This window comes from Chitinophaga sp. 9-1-y (genome assembly GCF_059511905.2).
This window is the reverse complement of record NZ_CM197955.1, coordinates 14,089-30,485: the sequence shown is the minus strand read 5'-3', so window position 1 is coordinate 30,485 and position 16,397 is coordinate 14,089. Positions and strand designations below refer to the sequence as shown.

14 protein-coding genes and 14 tRNA genes are annotated in these 16,397 nt (G+C 44.7%); 9 read left to right on the top strand and 19 right to left on the bottom strand.

Going from position 1 to position 16,397, the window contains the following annotated elements:
* Nucleotides 1-82 precede the first annotated feature (82 nt).
* The 3 genes from AC5ZC7_RS00270 to AC5ZC7_RS00260 all read right to left on the bottom strand — a co-directional run bounded on the left by AC5ZC7_RS00270 (nucleotide 83) and on the right by AC5ZC7_RS00260 (nucleotide 2,874).
* Nucleotides 83-1,084: a zinc-binding dehydrogenase gene (locus AC5ZC7_RS00270; RefSeq protein ID WP_496160157.1), complete on the bottom strand. Its 1,002-nt coding sequence runs from the start codon at nucleotides 1,082-1,084 to the stop codon at nucleotides 83-85.
* Nucleotides 1,085-1,111: 27 nt separating this feature from the next.
* Complete coding sequence (locus AC5ZC7_RS00265; protein ID WP_511911313.1) at nucleotides 1,112-1,798, bottom strand: alpha/beta fold hydrolase; 687 nt, start codon at nucleotides 1,796-1,798, stop codon at nucleotides 1,112-1,114.
* 272 nt (nucleotides 1,799-2,070) lie between these two features.
* The gene (locus AC5ZC7_RS00260; protein ID WP_291921473.1) at nucleotides 2,071-2,874 is read right to left on the bottom strand and encodes an SDR family NAD(P)-dependent oxidoreductase; all 804 of its coding nucleotides are present in this window, start codon (nucleotides 2,872-2,874) and stop codon (nucleotides 2,071-2,073) included.
* Between the two features lie 92 nt (nucleotides 2,875-2,966).
* Here AC5ZC7_RS00260 and AC5ZC7_RS00255 point away from each other — a divergent pair, with 92 nt between their 5' ends.
* Nucleotides 2,967-3,374: a winged helix-turn-helix transcriptional regulator gene (locus AC5ZC7_RS00255; RefSeq protein WP_130544578.1), complete on the top strand. Its 408-nt coding sequence runs from the start codon at nucleotides 2,967-2,969 to the stop codon at nucleotides 3,372-3,374.
* A gap of 168 nt (nucleotides 3,375-3,542) precedes the next feature.
* Here the strand turns inward: AC5ZC7_RS00255 and AC5ZC7_RS00250 are convergent.
* The 15 genes from AC5ZC7_RS00250 to AC5ZC7_RS00180 form a co-directional block, all read right to left on the bottom strand.
* Nucleotides 3,543-3,616 (bottom strand) — tRNA-Tyr (locus tag AC5ZC7_RS00250).
* A 50-nt stretch (nucleotides 3,617-3,666) separates the two neighbouring features.
* Nucleotides 3,667-3,740: transfer RNA gene (locus AC5ZC7_RS00245), tRNA-Tyr, on the bottom strand.
* A gap of 50 nt (nucleotides 3,741-3,790) precedes the next feature.
* Nucleotides 3,791-3,864, bottom strand: a tRNA-Tyr gene (locus tag AC5ZC7_RS00240).
* A gap of 50 nt (nucleotides 3,865-3,914) precedes the next feature.
* Nucleotides 3,915-3,988, bottom strand: a tRNA-Tyr gene (locus AC5ZC7_RS00235).
* Nucleotides 3,989-4,038: 50 nt separating this feature from the next.
* Nucleotides 4,039-4,112, bottom strand: a tRNA-Tyr gene (locus tag AC5ZC7_RS00230).
* A gap of 50 nt (nucleotides 4,113-4,162) precedes the next feature.
* A tRNA-Tyr gene (locus tag AC5ZC7_RS00225) sits at nucleotides 4,163-4,236 on the bottom strand.
* 50 nt (nucleotides 4,237-4,286) lie between these two features.
* Nucleotides 4,287-4,360: transfer RNA gene (locus tag AC5ZC7_RS00220), tRNA-Tyr, on the bottom strand.
* A gap of 50 nt (nucleotides 4,361-4,410) precedes the next feature.
* Nucleotides 4,411-4,484: transfer RNA gene (locus AC5ZC7_RS00215), tRNA-Tyr, on the bottom strand.
* 50 nt (nucleotides 4,485-4,534) lie between these two features.
* A tRNA-Tyr gene (locus tag AC5ZC7_RS00210) sits at nucleotides 4,535-4,608 on the bottom strand.
* A 50-nt stretch (nucleotides 4,609-4,658) separates the two neighbouring features.
* Nucleotides 4,659-4,732: transfer RNA gene (locus tag AC5ZC7_RS00205), tRNA-Tyr, on the bottom strand.
* 50 nt (nucleotides 4,733-4,782) lie between these two features.
* Nucleotides 4,783-4,856 (bottom strand) — tRNA-Tyr (locus AC5ZC7_RS00200).
* A 50-nt stretch (nucleotides 4,857-4,906) separates the two neighbouring features.
* Nucleotides 4,907-4,980: transfer RNA gene (locus AC5ZC7_RS00195), tRNA-Tyr, on the bottom strand.
* A 50-nt stretch (nucleotides 4,981-5,030) separates the two neighbouring features.
* Nucleotides 5,031-5,104, bottom strand: a tRNA-Tyr gene (locus AC5ZC7_RS00190).
* Between the two features lie 47 nt (nucleotides 5,105-5,151).
* Nucleotides 5,152-5,225 (bottom strand) — tRNA-Pro (locus tag AC5ZC7_RS00185).
* A gap of 115 nt (nucleotides 5,226-5,340) precedes the next feature.
* Nucleotides 5,341-6,219, bottom strand: coding sequence for an MBL fold metallo-hydrolase (locus tag AC5ZC7_RS00180; RefSeq protein ID WP_496163104.1), 879 nt, complete (start codon nucleotides 6,217-6,219; stop codon nucleotides 5,341-5,343).
* 153 nt (nucleotides 6,220-6,372) lie between these two features.
* Between AC5ZC7_RS00180 and AC5ZC7_RS00175 the strand changes: the two genes are divergently transcribed.
* From AC5ZC7_RS00175 to AC5ZC7_RS00140, 8 genes are all read left to right on the top strand, one after another.
* Nucleotides 6,373-6,879, top strand: coding sequence for a GNAT family N-acetyltransferase (locus tag AC5ZC7_RS00175; protein ID WP_496163105.1), 507 nt, complete (start codon nucleotides 6,373-6,375; stop codon nucleotides 6,877-6,879).
* 191 nt (nucleotides 6,880-7,070) lie between these two features.
* Nucleotides 7,071-8,222, top strand: a complete 1,152-nt coding sequence (locus AC5ZC7_RS00170; RefSeq protein ID WP_496163106.1) for an efflux RND transporter periplasmic adaptor subunit — start codon at nucleotides 7,071-7,073, stop codon at nucleotides 8,220-8,222.
* Between the two features lie 35 nt (nucleotides 8,223-8,257).
* A complete protein-coding gene (locus tag AC5ZC7_RS00165; RefSeq protein WP_496163107.1) occupies nucleotides 8,258-11,431 on the top strand; it encodes an efflux RND transporter permease subunit in 3,174 nt (1,057 codons plus the stop codon).
* 26 nt (nucleotides 11,432-11,457) lie between these two features.
* Nucleotides 11,458-12,876: an efflux transporter outer membrane subunit gene (locus AC5ZC7_RS00160; protein ID WP_496163108.1), complete on the top strand. Its 1,419-nt coding sequence runs from the start codon at nucleotides 11,458-11,460 to the stop codon at nucleotides 12,874-12,876.
* A 47-nt stretch (nucleotides 12,877-12,923) separates the two neighbouring features.
* Nucleotides 12,924-14,030: a histidine kinase gene (locus AC5ZC7_RS00155; RefSeq protein ID WP_496163109.1), complete on the top strand. Its 1,107-nt coding sequence runs from the start codon at nucleotides 12,924-12,926 to the stop codon at nucleotides 14,028-14,030.
* A gap of 12 nt (nucleotides 14,031-14,042) precedes the next feature.
* Entirely contained in the window at nucleotides 14,043-14,801 is a 759-nt protein-coding gene (locus AC5ZC7_RS00150; RefSeq protein WP_496163110.1) for a LytTR family transcriptional regulator DNA-binding domain-containing protein, read from the top strand.
* Nucleotides 14,802-15,182: 381 nt separating this feature from the next.
* A complete protein-coding gene (locus AC5ZC7_RS00145) occupies nucleotides 15,183-15,455 on the top strand; it encodes a nickel-binding protein (RefSeq protein ID WP_496163111.1) in 273 nt (90 codons plus the stop codon).
* 94 nt (nucleotides 15,456-15,549) lie between these two features.
* The gene (locus tag AC5ZC7_RS00140) at nucleotides 15,550-15,936 is read left to right on the top strand and encodes a DUF1801 domain-containing protein (RefSeq protein WP_496163112.1); all 387 of its coding nucleotides are present in this window, start codon (nucleotides 15,550-15,552) and stop codon (nucleotides 15,934-15,936) included.
* Here AC5ZC7_RS00140 and AC5ZC7_RS00135 read toward each other — a convergent pair.
* Entirely contained in the window at nucleotides 15,933-16,310 is a 378-nt protein-coding gene (locus AC5ZC7_RS00135; protein ID WP_496163113.1) for a winged helix-turn-helix transcriptional regulator, read from the bottom strand. The genes AC5ZC7_RS00140 and AC5ZC7_RS00135 overlap by 4 nt on opposite strands.
* Between the last annotated feature and the right edge of the window lie 87 nt (nucleotides 16,311-16,397).

The window sequence follows — 16,397 nt, the reverse complement described above, 5'->3', positions numbered from 1 at the left end:
TGCTGTTTTACCGCTGGAAACCGATTTTCTTAAGACAATGGTTAGTTCTTATTGAAGTAGCTGATTTTTTTCAGCAATAGTTTTATTTTATTTTGATAACAACTTTACCTTTTGCACGCCCTGTTTCCACATACCCCATAGCTTCATTGGTTTGCTCAAATGGAAATACCTTGTCAATAACTGGTTTTATGATACCTGCATCAATAAGTGAAGTAATTTGGCCTAATTGAGTTCCTTCTGCCCTCATGAAAAGGAATGAATAGCTTACATTGAGTCGCTTTGCTTTTTTTCTCACTCCGGCGCTCAGAAGGCGCACTATCAATTTCATGAACCAGGGCGCTTTGATTTCTTCTGCAAAACTGGGATCAGGCGGACCAGAGATAGAAATAAGTTTTCCCCCGGGTTTTAATATTCGCAAAGACTTTTCAAGAGTCTTTGCATCCTGACTATTTAATACTATATCGTAATCTTTCAATAGTGTTTCAAAATCCTCTTTTCTATAATCAATTACAATATCTGCACCGAGACTTTTGACTAAATCAATATTACTGGCACTTGTTGTGGTAGCTACAGTAGCGCCCAAATGTTTCGCTAACTGAATGGCAAATGTGCCCACACCACCAGAACCTGCCTGGATGAAAACTTTTTGCCCTTTCTTCACATTTGCCTTTTCAACCAGCGCCTGCCATGCGGTTAAACCAACCAATGGAATAGACGCAGCTTCTTCCATTGACAAATTTCCGGGCTTTAATGCAACATCGTTTTCATTAATCGCAATAAGTTCTGCAAAAGTGCCAATCCTATGATCTGCCGGACGCGCATACACTTCATCGCCGGTTTTGAATTGTTTTACACCTAAACCTACTTTTATTACGATTCCCGCTACGTCGTGTCCCAGCGTAATAGGAGGTTTATAAGGTAGAATTAACTTAAAGTCACCATTTTTTATTTTGGAATCCAGAACATTTACACTGGCAGCGTGAATCTGCACTAATACATCATTTGCCCTTAAAACCGGTTCTGCGATCTCGGCAGATTGCAAATTTTCTTTTTTGCCGTATCGGTTTATAATAAATGCTTTCATTTTTATTAATTGTTATTCATAAATAGCTTACTTCGCTAAAAACGCTAATGCACTTTTTACGAACGCCTCATGATATTGATACATACCACCATGGCCGGCATCTTTATATATGATTAATTCGGAATTGGGAATACGCTTGCTTAATTCATGAGTATTACTGCTCTGCACCATTCTGTCATTATCGCCATTTGCCACTAATACAGGTTGCTTGATTACTGATAGATCCTGTGGTGTTTGCAGCGCCCAGGCATGGATAGCCTTAAGTTGTCTTTGGAGGTTGCTAAAGCTCATCTTTTTGTCACGGTTTTCTATGCGTTCCTTTAGCCGGGCTAAAAACTCTTTTGCCGATTTCTTTCCATTTTCATTTCTATTGAAAAAAAGATAAGTTTTTGCATCTTTAAAACTAAATAGGCCTCTTAGAATGTCTGCATAAGTAATCTTTGTAACATTTTTGATCCCTTCACCACCGGCCGGGCCAGTACCTGTTATTACAGCTTTGCGAACAAGCTGTGGCTCCTGAAGTAATATTTCCTGCGAAATAAAACCGCCCATCGAAAAGCCAACCAAATCGACTTTTTCATACCCTAAAGCATGAATAAATGCTCTTGCATCTTTTGCCATTTCACCAATAGTTTTCGGCGTTTTACCTTTCGTAGCACCAACACCACGATTGTCAAAACAAATTATCTGATGCTCTGAAGCAATGCCATCCATAATCCTGGGATCGCAATTATCCATTGTGGCGCCTAAGTGGTTTAAAAAAATTACCGGTACACCAGCATTATTATCACCAAGTTTTCGATAACAGAAATCTGTTCCACCAATATTGACAGATTGTGTTTTTACATTTTTAAATGTAATACCTAAGTCGGTTTTGACATCATTGTTTGCTACAGTATTTTTGGCAGGGGATGCGTTTGTCTTTGCTATGATTTGTAATATTATTAGGAATGTTTTTTTTCATTTTTTGCCAGAGCTCTTTTAAATTATTTCGCAGCATTCACCCTTTTCAAAACAGTACTTTCAAGTACGTTATATGCAAAACGTTGCATGGTTAGAAGCATAGAAGTTCCTTTGCCAACAGGATAACTGTATTTTGGCGCTTTTTCATTTATGATTTTCAAAACCGTATTTATAACAGGTTCTGGCCCTGGTGCATTCTCAAACTGAGTTTTAGAATAAGCTGAAATCTTTTTTCGAAATACATCGTAATCTTTGATATCCCCTGTTGCGGCGGTTGAACTATTACCAATATTTGTCTTGAAGCTCGAAGGTTCAACCATGCTGACCTGTATATTAAATTGATTTAATTCAAGCCGCAAGGCTTTGAAATATCCTTCCAATGCATGTTTTGAAGCTGCGTAATAAGCGACATTGGGAAGACTAATCAACCCAAGAATAGAACCTACGGTAATTATCTTGCCTTGCTTCTGTTTTCTGAAATAAGGCAACAACTCGTTTGTAAGTTTAACAGTGCCCCAAAAATTGGTTTCAAACTGCTGTTTGCCTATTTCAATTGTGGTTTCTTCGGCAAGCCCTGTCACTAAGTATCCTGCATTGTTTATAAGCACATCCAACTTATTGATCTCCCTGAAGAGTTTCTTACTAAAAGACGCGATTGAGTTGTAATCGGCAATATCCAATGCCAACAATTTAAACGGCAGTTTAGCCTGGTATTTTTCGGGGTTACGACTTGTTCCAATTACCTGGAAGCCACTTTCATGGAGCTTTTGGGCAGTCAGCAATCCAAAACCTGAAGAAGCGCCAGTTATTAATATTGTTTGTTTCATGTCTCAACGTTTTGTAATTTTACTTGCATATTGCAAGTGCAAATGTAAACATTACTTGCAATATGCAAGTGTATATTTGAAATATATTTTTTATGAACAAAACGAAAAAAAGATCAGATTGCCCTATCAGCAACTCGCTTGATATATGGGGAGACAAGTGGTCGCTGTTGATTATCAGGGATTTAATGTTTGCAAAAGAGTGTACTTATGGCGACTTTCTAAAAGCCCAGGAACGCATAGCCACGAATATTTTGGCTTCACGACTACAATCTCTTGAAGAAAATAAGATCATTGAGAAATTAGACCATCCGGATAGTAAAGCAAAAGTGTTATACCGGTTAACCAAAAAGGGAGTTGACTTAATGCCTGTACTGATTGAAATACATCTATGGGCCGAAAAATATTTTCCTATTCCGGATGACAGAAAAGCAATGTTGAAAGAAGTGAAAAAGGATAAGGCAGGATTTATTAAAGCAGCGACAAAAGAATTGATGGGTTAACGCAGTATGCTAACGCTAAATAATATTTTCCGAACTTAAATGGATTCGAACTTCCTGTAACGTATTAAAATTGAAAGTAGTGACGCTTTTAGACCGAATGGATGCAATATTATTTAAATTAAGAAACCCTTCAAATCCAACGATCTGAAGGGTTTCATTTTTTCGTCGGGGCGGCAGGATTCGAACCTGCGACCTTGCCGCTTATAGCGGTACGAGATACCATAACGCTAGGCTACGCCCATTAAAAACAAAGAAGCCTACTCATTTCTGAGTAAGCTTCTTTACTTAGTCGGGGCGGCAGGATTCGAACCTGCGACCTTGCCGCTTATAGCGGTACGAGATACCATAACGCTAGGCTACGCCCATTAAAAACAAAGAAGCCTACTCATTTCTGAGTAGGCTTCTTCACTTAGTCGGGGCGGCAGGATTCGAACCTGCGACCTTGCCGCTTATAGCGGTACGAGATACCATAACGCTAGGCTACGCCCATTAAAAACAAAGAAGCCTACTCATTTCTGAGTAGGCTTCTTCACTTAGTCGGGGCGGCAGGATTCGAACCTGCGACCTTGCCGCTTATAGCGGTACGAGATACCATAACGCTAGGTTACGCCCATTAAAAACAAAGAAGCCTACTCATTTCTGAGTAGGCTTCTTCACTTAGTCGGGGCGGCAGGATTCGAACCTGCGACCTTGCCGCTTATAGCGGTACAAGATACCATAACGCTAGGTTACGCCCATTAAAAACAAAGAAGCCTACTCATTTCTGAGTAAGCTTCTTTACTAAGTCGGGGCGGCAGGATTCGAACCTGCTACCTTGCCGCTTATAGCGGTACGAGATACCATAACGCTAGGTTACGCCCATTAAAAACAAAGAAGCCTACTCATTTCTGAGTAAGCTTCTTCACTTAGTCGGGGCGGCAGGATTCGAACCTGCGACCTTGCCGCTTATAGCGGTACGAGATACCATAACGCTAGGCTACGCCCATTAAAAACAAAGAAGCCTACTCATTTCTGAGTAAGCTTCTTTACTAAGTCGGGGCGGCAGGATTCGAACCTGCGACCTTGCCGCTTATAGCGGTACGCGATACCATAACGCTAGGCTACGCCCATTAAAAACAAAGAAGCCTACTCATTTCTGAGTAGGCTTCTTCACTTAGTCGGGGCGGCAGGATTCGAACCTGCGACCTTGCCGCTTATAGCGGTACGAGATACCATAACGCTAGGCTACGCCCATTAAAAACAAAGAAGCCTACTCATTTCTGAGTAGGCTTCTTCACTTAGTCGGGGCGGCAGGATTCGAACCTGCGACCTTGCCGCTTATAGCGGTACGAGATACCATAACGCTAGGCTACGCCCATTAAAAACAAAGAAGCCTACTCATTTCTGAGTAAGCTTCTTTACTAAGTCGGGGCGGCAGGATTCGAACCTGCGACCTTGCCGCTTATAGCGGTACGCGATACCATAACGCTAGGCTACGCCCATTAAAAACAAAGAAGCCTACTCATTTCTGAGTAGGCTTCTTCACTTAGTCGGGGCGGCAGGATTCGAACCTGCGACCTTGCCGCTTATAGCGGTACGAGATACCATAACGCTAGGCTACGCCCATTAAAAACAAAGAAGCCTACTCATTTCTGAGTAGGCTTCTTCACTTAGTCGGGGCGGCAGGATTCGAACCTGCGACCTTGCCGCTTATAGCGGTACGAGATACCATAACGCTAGGCTACGCCCATTAAAAACAAAGAAGCCTACTCATTTCTGAGTAGGCTTCTTCACTTAGTCGGGGCGGCAGGATTCGAACCTGCGACCTCCTGCTCCCAAAGCAGGCGCGATACCGGGCTACGCTACGCCCCGTCTCCGACCTTTTGTAGCGGGATGCAAATGTAGGAAATAAAATTCCACAAAAACAAATCTCTCAAAAATATTTCTAAAAATATTTTACAGCACATATACAGAACCTGCTACCACATTACTTATTAACCGGGTTCCCAGAAAGTATATCCTTCAGGGTTAGTCCGGGTAATAAACGGAATACCGGAATATTAATCGCGTATTTATTGCACAAATCTTTAATAGCATGATCTATCTGCTCCGCTGAATACCGGGAGGAAAAGTGCCCCAGGATGAGCTGTTCTACCTTGATATTACTTACCATTTCCATCACTTCTTCCAGTTTGCTGTGCTTATTTTTATGTGCTACTACCTTTACATCTCCTTCGCTGGCTAAGAAAGTAGCTTCATGTATCAGGATACCGGATTGGTCCCAGCGTTGCAGATCTTCTACGGGTGTATCGCCGGAATAGGCAACCAGGTTGGTTCTCACCTCCATCGTGGTGCTTTCCTTTCCTTTTTCCATAATGATTTGCTTTAATGTGGCCGGAGGCAGCGCTGCCAGTTCCGGCTTTACTTTCTGCTTTACCTGCATCACTTTATAGCTCAGGCTTCTGATAATATGGGGATCTGTGGTGACATGCTCATTCCGGATAGGAACTACTACCAGGTCATCTTTCACCCAAATTTCATCGCCGGGACCTACTGCCCTCCATTGTATACCGCTGGTGTGCGGGTCAAATCTGTGGAGGAATTCGGCCATGGCCGGAAATGATTTGCTGTCTCGTGGATAGCAAATTACCGGGAAGCCGTCGCGCGCGTTGAGCTGGTTTAGTTGCACCAGTCCGGTGAGGTGATCCCGGTCGGCGTGTGATATAAATACATAATTAATTTTCCTGCTCTTTTGTAATAATGCCGATGTAAGTCCATCGCCCGCATCCATCAAAATACCCAGTTCCTCCAAAAGATACCAGGTAGAGAATAAGGCGGTAGAATATCCTGATATTGTTAATCTCATCTCTTTTCTTGTTATATGATGAAGATACACATATTATACGAAACCCACTCCACAAAGACTTACACAAAATCTGATCTGGTCAAAATAAACAAAAGTGAATCTGTTTTAAATGATAAGAAAGTTTGAATTTTACACTCGTTAAATTCATATCTCATGGAAATTATGAACAGTACTATCGAAGACATTGACGTCATATTCAGCTTGTACGATGCAGGCACTATCCTGCAGAAAAAAGTAGCGCAGAAGCACTGGTTGGGCTTTGACAGGACACTGATAGAAAATGAAATACGAGAAAAAAGATTGTGGAAAATAGTTGTCCAACAACAAATTGTATGTGTTTTCTCTATTGCCTTTGAAGATCCTTTTATCTGGAAAGAAAAAGATAAAGATCCGGCTATTTATATTCACCGGATAGCTACCCATCCCGATTTTCGCGGCAATGGCTATGTGAAAAAAATCGTGGACTGGTCTAAAAGCTTTGCCAGTGCTAAACATAAACAATTTATCAGAATGGATACCGGCAGCGGCAACGACAAACTGAACAACTACTACGTCAGCTGCGGATTCAATTATCTCGGGGTGGTAGCTACCGGGGATGCACCCGAGCTACCGGCACACTACCGGGGCGGAACCTCCAGCCTGTTTGAAATAGCCCTGTAACCCAAAAACATGGATGCATTAACCACTCAGCTACTACCTGTTTAGGCTGCCAACAGGCAGTAGCTGTCATCTAAATTTCACTATCCCCTTTTTCCGGTTCATCCGCCATTTTTTCCGGTTCGTTTACTTTCGCGCCATCTCAGCTCCCGTCTCTATTGATATTTGCCTTCTATTATATAAAAAATAATCAGATGGCAATGACATATAAAACAGCTTACTTCCCCGGATTACTGATAGCAGTTGCCTTATACGGATGTGGCACCCATGCAGGAGCCGAAGCCACAAACGGCGCTATGCCTGCGCCTGAGTTGCCGGTTATCACACTGGATACCAGCAGCGCCATGACCAGCAGCCAATATTCCGCTGTATTGGAAGGAAAAGTGAACGTAGATATACGGCCACAGGTAGATGGCTATCTCGATAAAATATTTATAGACGAAGGTAGCTTTGTAAAAGCCGGACAACCACTTTTCCAAATCAATGACCGCCCCTACCGGGAACAGCTGAATAAAGATATCGCCAACCTCCGCGCCATGGAATCGGCGGTTACTACCGCCGAACTGGAAGCCGACAAAATAAGGCCACTGGTAGTAAACAAAGTAGTAGCTGAAATGCAGCTGAAAACGGCCAACGCAGCCCTTCAAACTGCCAAAGCCAATGTAGAGCAGGCTAAAGCCGCGGTTGCAGCCTCCCGCATTAATGTAGACTTTACCCTGGTAAAAGCCCCGGTAAGCGGCTATATCGGTCGTATCCCCAAAAGAGTGGGCAACCTGGTAGGCAGAGCAGATGCTACACCATTAACCACCTTGTCTGATATCAGCGAAGTGTATGCATATTTCTCTATGAGTGAAAATGATTTCATGAACTTCAGCAAAGGTGCTTCCGGAGCCAGTTTACAGCAACAACTCCGGCAATTACGCCCGGTAAGCCTGATACTTTCCAATGGAGATGAATTTCAACAAAAAGGACGCATTGAAATGGTAGATGGCCAGTTTAATAAAACTACCGCGGCCATCAGCTTACGCGCCACCTTTCCTAATCCCGGCGCCACTCTCCGTTCCGGCAATACCGGCAAAGTGAAAATTGAACAGCTGTTCACCGGCGTACTGCAAGTGCCCCAAGCCGCTACCCTGGAAATGCAGGATAAAGTATTTGTGTATGAACTGGGCGACAGCAATGTTGTAAAACGCCGGATCCTACAGTTAGCCGGCAGCAACGGCGATCAATTCATCGTAAAAGAGGGGTTAAAACGTGGCGATAAAATTATTACTGCCGGCATAGAAACCCTGGCTGAAGGCAGTGTGATAACACCTGCCGGTACCCAACCAACACCCAAAAAGTAAGTGCGCAGTTCCGCTGCACAAAACGATACTGAGTTATGCTGAACAAAATCATACAACGTCCCGTATTAGCTACGGTGATTTCCGTTATCCTGGTTATCCTGGGACTGGTAGGCCTTTCCCGTCTGCCCATTACACAGTTTCCCGATATTGCACCTCCCAGCGTGGTAGTCAGCGCCTCCTTTCCGGGAGGAAATGCCGCTACCGTATTGCGCTCTGTGGTAACACCACTGGAAGAAGCCATCAACGGGGTAGAGAACATGACCTATATACAATCTAATGCCGGCAATGACGGCGTGGGTTCTGTTACCGTTTTCTTTAAGCTGGGCACCGATCCGGACCAGGCCGCCGTGAATGTACAAAACCGCGTGGCACAGGTCACCAGCCAACTTCCTGCTGAAGTAGTGCAGGCGGGCATTACCACCACCAAACAACAAAGTGGCATGATCATGATCCTCGATATCCTCAGCGAGGATAAACAGAAATATGATGAAGCCTTTCTGCAGAATTTTGCCAAGATCAACGTCATCCCGGAAATTAAACGTATCCCCGGCGTAGGACAGGCACAGATCTTCGGTGCCAAAGATTACGCGATGCGCATCTGGCTGAAGCCGGAACAGCTGTCGGCCTACAACGTTACGCCAACAGAAATCATGAACGCTATCCGCGACCAGAGCCTCGAAGCAGCGCCAGGTAAATTCGGTGAAGGCACCAATGAGCCCTTGTCGTATGTGATCAACTACCAGGGTAAATTCAATAAGCCCGAACAGTTTGAAAAAATCGTTATCCGTGCAGCCTCCGATGGATCTGTGTTATACCTGAAAGACCTGGCCCGCATAGAGCTGGGATCTGCCAACTATACCACCGATAACAAAGTAAATGGTAAAGATGCCGTTACCATGGCCATTTTCCAGACCAACGGTTCCAATGCCAACGAAATACAAACCAGTATCCGGCAGGTAATGGATAATGCCGCCAAAACGTTTCCCAAAGGCATTAAATGCCAGGTGACCATGAGCACCAAAGAACAGCTGGACGTATCTATTGCACAGGTAAAGTCAACACTGGTAGAAGCATTTATACTGGTATTCATAATTGTATTCCTGTTTTTGCAGGACTTCAGATCCACGCTGATCCCGGCTATCGCCGTTCCCGTATCGCTGGTAGGTACCTTCTTCTTCTTACAGATGATGGGATTCTCTATCAACATGCTCACCCTGTTTGCCCTGGTGCTGGCAATTGGTATTGTGGTAGATGATGCCATTGTGGTAGTGGAAGCGGTACATAGCAAAATGGAACGAACACATTTGCCCGCCAGAGCCGCTACGATGTCGGCGATGAGTGAAATAACCGGCGCCATTTTATCCATTACGTTGGTAATGGCAGCGGTATTCCTCCCGGTAGGATTTATGGAAGGCCCTACCGGCGTATTCTACAGGCAGTTTGCTTTTACGCTGGCTATTGCCATCCTTATCTCAGCCTTAAATGCGCTGACATTGAGTCCTGCGTTGTGCGCCTTATTTCTAAAAAATACGCATGCCGGGGAAGATGGTGCCAGTCACGGCCCACAGGGGTTCTCCCGCAGATTTTTCACGGCATTCAATACCAGCTTCCAGGCGATGACCAACAAATACACCCGCGGTGTAAAATGGCTGATCGCACATAAATGGGTAAGCATGGGCGGTTTATTACTGGTAACGCTTCTAACCGGCTGGCTCATGACCACCACGCCCAAAGGCTTTATCCCCAATGAAGACGGCAGCTTTGTGGCTTACTCTTTATCACTGCCTCCAGGGGCAGGGTTAGACCGCACGACTAAAGTTTTACATCAGGCAGACAGCATCCTTAAAAAGCTGCCGATGATTGAATCTGCTACCAGTATCTCCGGGTATAATATCCTGAGTAATGGCGCCAGTCCGGCATATGCGATGGGGTTTGTAAAACTCAAACCTATTAAAGAACGTGGCGAAGTACAACAGATAGATGATATCGTAGGGCTGTTAAACGGGGAGCTGAGCGCACTTAAAGAAGGGACCTTCAGCGTATTTACTTTCCCTACCGTACCGGGGTTTGGTACCTTCAACGGATTGGAAATGGTACTACAGGACCGTACCGGCGGATCTATAGAAAAGTTCAGTGAGGTAACCAATCGCTTCATTGCTGAGATGATGCAGACACCGGCAATCGGCGCCGCCTTTACCATGTTCAAAGCCGACTTCCCCCAATATGAAATAATGGTGGATGCCGTGAAAGCCAAACAACTGGGCGTGAGCGTGAGCGACCTTATGATGACGGTGCAAACCTACTATGGCAGTAACCAGGCGAACGACTTTAACCGTTTCGGTAAATACTACCGGGTTATGGTACAGGCCACCCCGGAATCACGTAGCAATGCCGCTAGCCTGGAAGGGATTTTTGTGAAGAACGACCAGGGCGAGATGGTACCCGTGAACAGTATCATTACGCTGAAAAAAGTATATGGACCGGAGATGATGAACCGCTATAATCTTTTTAATTCCATCGCCATTAACGCCATGCCCAAGCCGGGATACAGTACCGGAGATGCTATTAAGGCAGTAGAAAAGCTCGCGGCCACCAAACTGCCGGCAGGCTATAGCTATGAATGGACAGGGTTGAGTAAAGAAGAAACCACTTCCGGTAACCAGATGATCATGATTTTTGCGCTGGCCATCATTTTCGTGTACTTCCTGCTGGCGGCGCAATACGAAAGTTACCTGTTACCGCTGGCCGTATTGTTCTCTATTCCCACAGGTATATTCGGGGTGTTTGCCGCCATTTCACTGGCTGGCATCGACAACAATATTTATGTGCAGGTAGGACTGGTGATGCTGATAGGCTTGCTCGCCAAAAATGCCATCCTGATTGTGGAATTTGCCGTACAACGGCGCCGTGCAGGAAAAACCCTGTTAGCGGCAGCACTGGAAGCAGCTAAGCTCAGGTTACGGCCCATCATCATGACATCACTGGCCTTTGTGGCCGGACTGATTCCGCTGATGGTAGTAAAAGGACCTTCTGCATTAGGTAATCACTCCATCAGTATTGGTACTGCCGGTGGTATGTTGTCCGGCGTTATTCTCGGTGTATTTATCATCCCGGTGTTATTTGTGATATTCCAGTTCTTACAGGAGAAAGTAACTGGTAAAAAAATCACTCCGACACCTGAACCGAAGCTGGAAACCGCCACCGCTTAATCATCATCTCCCAAAACAGCAAAAAAATGAATAAACATATCAAACGTTTACTGATAATAGTGGGTTTCAGCAGCCTGATGATGGCCTGCCGTGTGGGCAAAGATTTCAGCAGACCCGATACCCCGCTGCCCACGCAGTACCGCAGCGCTACATTACCGGCAGACAGCAATAATATCGGGCTGTTACCTGCGAAAGCATTTTTCACCGATCCCGTGTTGCAGACGCTGATCGACAGCGCCCTGATCAAAAACTTCGACCTGCAGGTAGCTATCCGGAATGTAGCCATTGCTGCACAAACGCTTAAAACAGCCCGTTTAGGCGCCTTGCCCGACCTGAACCTGCAAGTACAAGCGAACCGCAACTGGCCGTCTAAAAACAGCTTAAATGGCTCTTTATCAGAGCAGTTTATGGGCACCAAATACATGGACGACTACAACGCCAACCTGGGACTTAGCTGGGAGGTGATCGCCTGGGGAAAAATCAACCGGCTGAAAGAGGCGGCCCTGGCTACGTACCTTCAAACTGGCGAAGCCTCCAAAGCGGTGCAAACAAAAATTGTGAGCGACGTTGCCCAGGGGTATTACAACCTCCTGATGCTGGATGCCCAACAGGAAATAGCTGCTAAAAACCTGGCGCTGACAGACAGCACCCTGCAAATCATGCAGCTACAGTTTACGTCAGGACAAATTACTACCCTGGCTATTGAGCAAACACAGGCCCAACGGCAGGTAGCCGCCGCCCTGTTACCTAAGATAGCACAGGAAATTACATTGCAGGAAAATGCGCTGCAACTGCTCACCGGTGCCTTACCGGGCGCTATTATCCGCCAGAGCCGCCTGCAATCCATTCGTTTCAACCTCCCACTATCAGCTGGTGTACCAGCCGCCCTGCTCACGCAACGGCCGGATGTACACGCCGCTGAGCTGGCCGCCAAAGCAGCTAATGCCCGCACCGGTGTGGCAAGAGCCAGTATGTACCCGGCACTGAATATTACCGCCAGCGCCGGCGTTAACTCATTTAAAGCCAGCAATTGGTTCAATATACCCGGCAGCCTTTTTGAAACAGTAGGCGGCAGTATTACACAACCCATCTTCCAACGGAAAAAATTAAAAACAGACTGGGAAATAGCTAAACTGGAAGAGGAAAAGTCAGTGATTGAATTTAAACAATCTGTACTCACGGCTGTTGGAGAAGTGTCTGATGCATTGGTCAAATTAGACAAGCTGCAGGCGCAGCATGCCATCACACAGGTAAGGGTGGAACAACTGCAAAGCGCCACCCACCATGCCGGCCTGCTGTTTCAAAGTGGTATGGCTACTTACCTGGAAGTACTCAATGCACAAAGCAATGTGCTGCAAAGTGAACTGGACCTGGCAGCACTGCAACGCGATCAGCTGAGTGCTGCTGTAGACCTTTACCGCTCACTGGGGGGAGGCTGGAAATAAGAAGTACCGCCGAATTATTTATATTTAAGCGTGGCTAAATACGCATAATGAATCCATCTCAAACAAAACAAACCAGGTTATTCAACAGGTATTACAGGATACTGATTATTCCCGTTATATTTCTTTTATACTACCTGTTGTCTTACCTGGTAAACCCCTTTAGTAAATACTGGGACGAACTGTCTACACGGCCCTGGAGTGAATTGCTCATTGAATGGCTGGTCATCATGATCTTCTGCGGATTGGTGACAGAAATCAGCCTGTTATCTGCCCGGTGGATGGACAAACGAATTCCCTGGGAAGAATGGCCTTTAAGACGGTTTGCGGCTCAATTATTTTGTCAGATTATCTCTGTATTCCTGCTACTCACCATACTCACCATTGTACTTACTTTTATCTTCGGCCCCGCGCCAGACCCAAAAGACAATGGCCCGGAAAAGCTGGATCAATGGCAGGTAGGGTTTGTATGCGTTATGGTATCTATTCTTCTCAGCGCCGTACAAACAGGCAACTACCTGCTGCAACGCTGGAAAACATCTATGCTGGAAGCCTCCGCACTGAAGCTCAAAGCGGCGGAACTAAAGCAAATTGCCATGCAGGCAGAATTACAGTCGCTGAAATTACAGCTGGACCCACATTTCATGTTCAATAATTTCAGCACACTTTCCGCGCTTATTGAAGAAGACAAAAGCACCGCACTGGCATTCCTGGAAAACCTTTCCAGGGTGTACCGGTACATGATTATCAACCTCCACAATGACATTATTACCCTCCGGGAAGAACTGAAATTTATACAGGCATTCACTTACCTGATAAAGATTCGCCATGGCGACAATGTAGATATACAAACCACCATCCCGGAATCCATCTTGTCAAAAGGTATTCCACCTATTACGCTACAACTACTCATTGAAAATGCCATCAAGCATAATGTGGCATCTGCTGCGCAGCCATTGCATATACACATTTACCTGGATGATACCAGCCAGCTCATTGTCAGCAATAACATACAGCTCATTCCTACCAACATCCCTTCTACCAAACTGGGACTGGAAAATATCCGTAACCGTTATCGGTTGTTATCCGATCAGTCTACCACCATCAAAGAACAAAATGGGCAATTTATGGTGATGCTGCCTTTACTTAACTTTTAAAAGATAACTGTCATGCGTGTTGTGATTATTGAAGATGAAAAACCAAATGCCACCCGCTTAAAAAACATCCTGCTGGACATTGCACCAGATATCATCATAGAAGCGATGCTGGATACCGTTTCTGCCAGTGTAGCCTGGTTCAGACAACATTCACATCCGGATGCCGTGTTGATGGATATCCGCCTGGCAGACGGCTTATCGTTCGATATATTTCCACAGGTAACACTTACCTGTCCGGTTATTTTCACCACCGCGTACGACGAATACGCTATCCGCGCATTTAAAGTAAATAGTATCGACTACCTCTTAAAACCCATTGAAAAAGACGACCTGAAACAAGCACTGGACCGTATACATCAACAGGCTGCGCCAGCAGATTCCACCGAAATGGTGCAACAACTGCTGGAATTCTTTAAACAAAAAGAAGTGACCTATCGCAGCCGGTTCATGCTACCTTTCCGCGATGGCTATAAAACAGTACTGGTGGCAGATGTAGACTTTATCTTTTATGCTTTTAATGTAACCCATCTGGCACTGAAAGATAAAACACAGGTAGTTCTTACTCATACCATGGACGAATTAGAAGAACAATTAGATCCTTCGCAATTTTTCCGCGCCAACCGACAGCATATTATCAATATCAGCAGCATCGATAATATCCAGCACTATTTCAATGGCAAGCTGAAAATTACCCTTAAACGGGATCCTGAAAGAGAGGTGTTAGTCAGTAAAGAGAAAGTGCCTCTATTTAAACAGTGGCTGGATAAATAGCTACCATTTACTGAGCAATGCTATCCCCAGAGGCGACAGCGTATAGCCGGGATGGCCTTCCTTATCCTTTCGAGGAGTCCCCCATCTATGATTATTATAACAGCGCAAGCGGGGACCGGTTCCTTGGTTGGGACGCTAATTTTCCTGATCCGGCCCAATAAACAGGCATAATTCCTTATAGAGCAACTCCGGAAATGCAATACCAGACACGATACTGGGTATCACATTTCCGGAGATCTTTTTAAATAAATGCTTATATTTGGGTACATATTTTTTTACTTCTCCCCTGACTACCCCCATAAGACAAAAGCCTGTAAATGCCCCCAGAATGAACAAGATCAAGATTTAACAGTCATAAGGAGAAAACATAAAACAGAAGTCATGCCTAAGTATGTTATTGAACGCGAAATTCCTGGTGCCGGTAAGCTTTCAGGAGAACAATTGAAAGCAATTTCTCAAACTTCCTGTGGTGTATTAAGCAATATGGGACCACAAATTCAATGGATACACAGTTATGTAACAGGTGATAAAATTTATTGTATTTATATCGCCCCCAATGAAGAAATGGTTCTTGAGCATGCAAAACAGGGGGGATTCCCTGCTAATTCCATCAGTGAGGTAGCTACTATTATTGATCCAACAACAGCGGAGTAAGGCTTCACAAAAATTAATTGTTATTATAAATTCATCATTGGGTTTCGTAAGTTACCTGAGCATCTGTTTATTTGAAAAACCAATTTGAATTCCGATGAAAATTAGGAACCTGGTTGAATTATTTTCTATTCTTCCTGAAGACGAAAGAATAATTGTAGATGTATTACGGCAGATAGTTGTAGCAGCGCTTCCGGAGTATTGCAAAGAGAAGATATCGTATAATGTTCCTTTTTTCTACGGCAATAAAGGCATATGCATTATATGGCCCTCAACAGTTCCACGGGGAGGTATCAAAAGCGGGGTACTTTTAGGTTTCTGGTATGGCCATAAATTAAATGACCACGATAGCTTTTTATCGCATGGAACTAACAAACAAATTTTCTATAAAATCTACCAGACGCCAGAGGAGATTGATGAAAAGCCAATTGAGAAGCTATTGAAAGAAGCGATCAAATTAGATAATACTTTCAAAAAAGGTTAACCGGCAGTGGTTGCTGCCGAAGCTGCTTTTACTTTTTGTGCAGTTGTAAACTCCGGCATATAGTCCGCCCCCCAGTCTTCCATAGCTCTAATGAGTGGTATGAGCGATTCACCAAGTGCAGTCAGGTAGTACTCAACTTTTAAAGGCAATACCGGATAGATAACTTTCCTGATAACGCCATGTTCTTCCAGCTCCTTCAACTGCAAATGCAGTACTCTTTTGCCGGCGCCGGGATTCCTTTGCAGCAATTCACTGGGCCTACGCACACCATTGTTGATAGCATCTATCAGGCACGGCTTCCATTTTCCCCCGATAATTTCCAGCGTCACACTTATTCCGCAACTGAAATCAATGGGTATCTTTTTTTCATACATCTCCCTTAAATTATAAGTACAAAAATAGGCATATTGAATAACTACGTGTATGGTGTAAAAATTAACCCCATCTGCTAAAATTCCCCC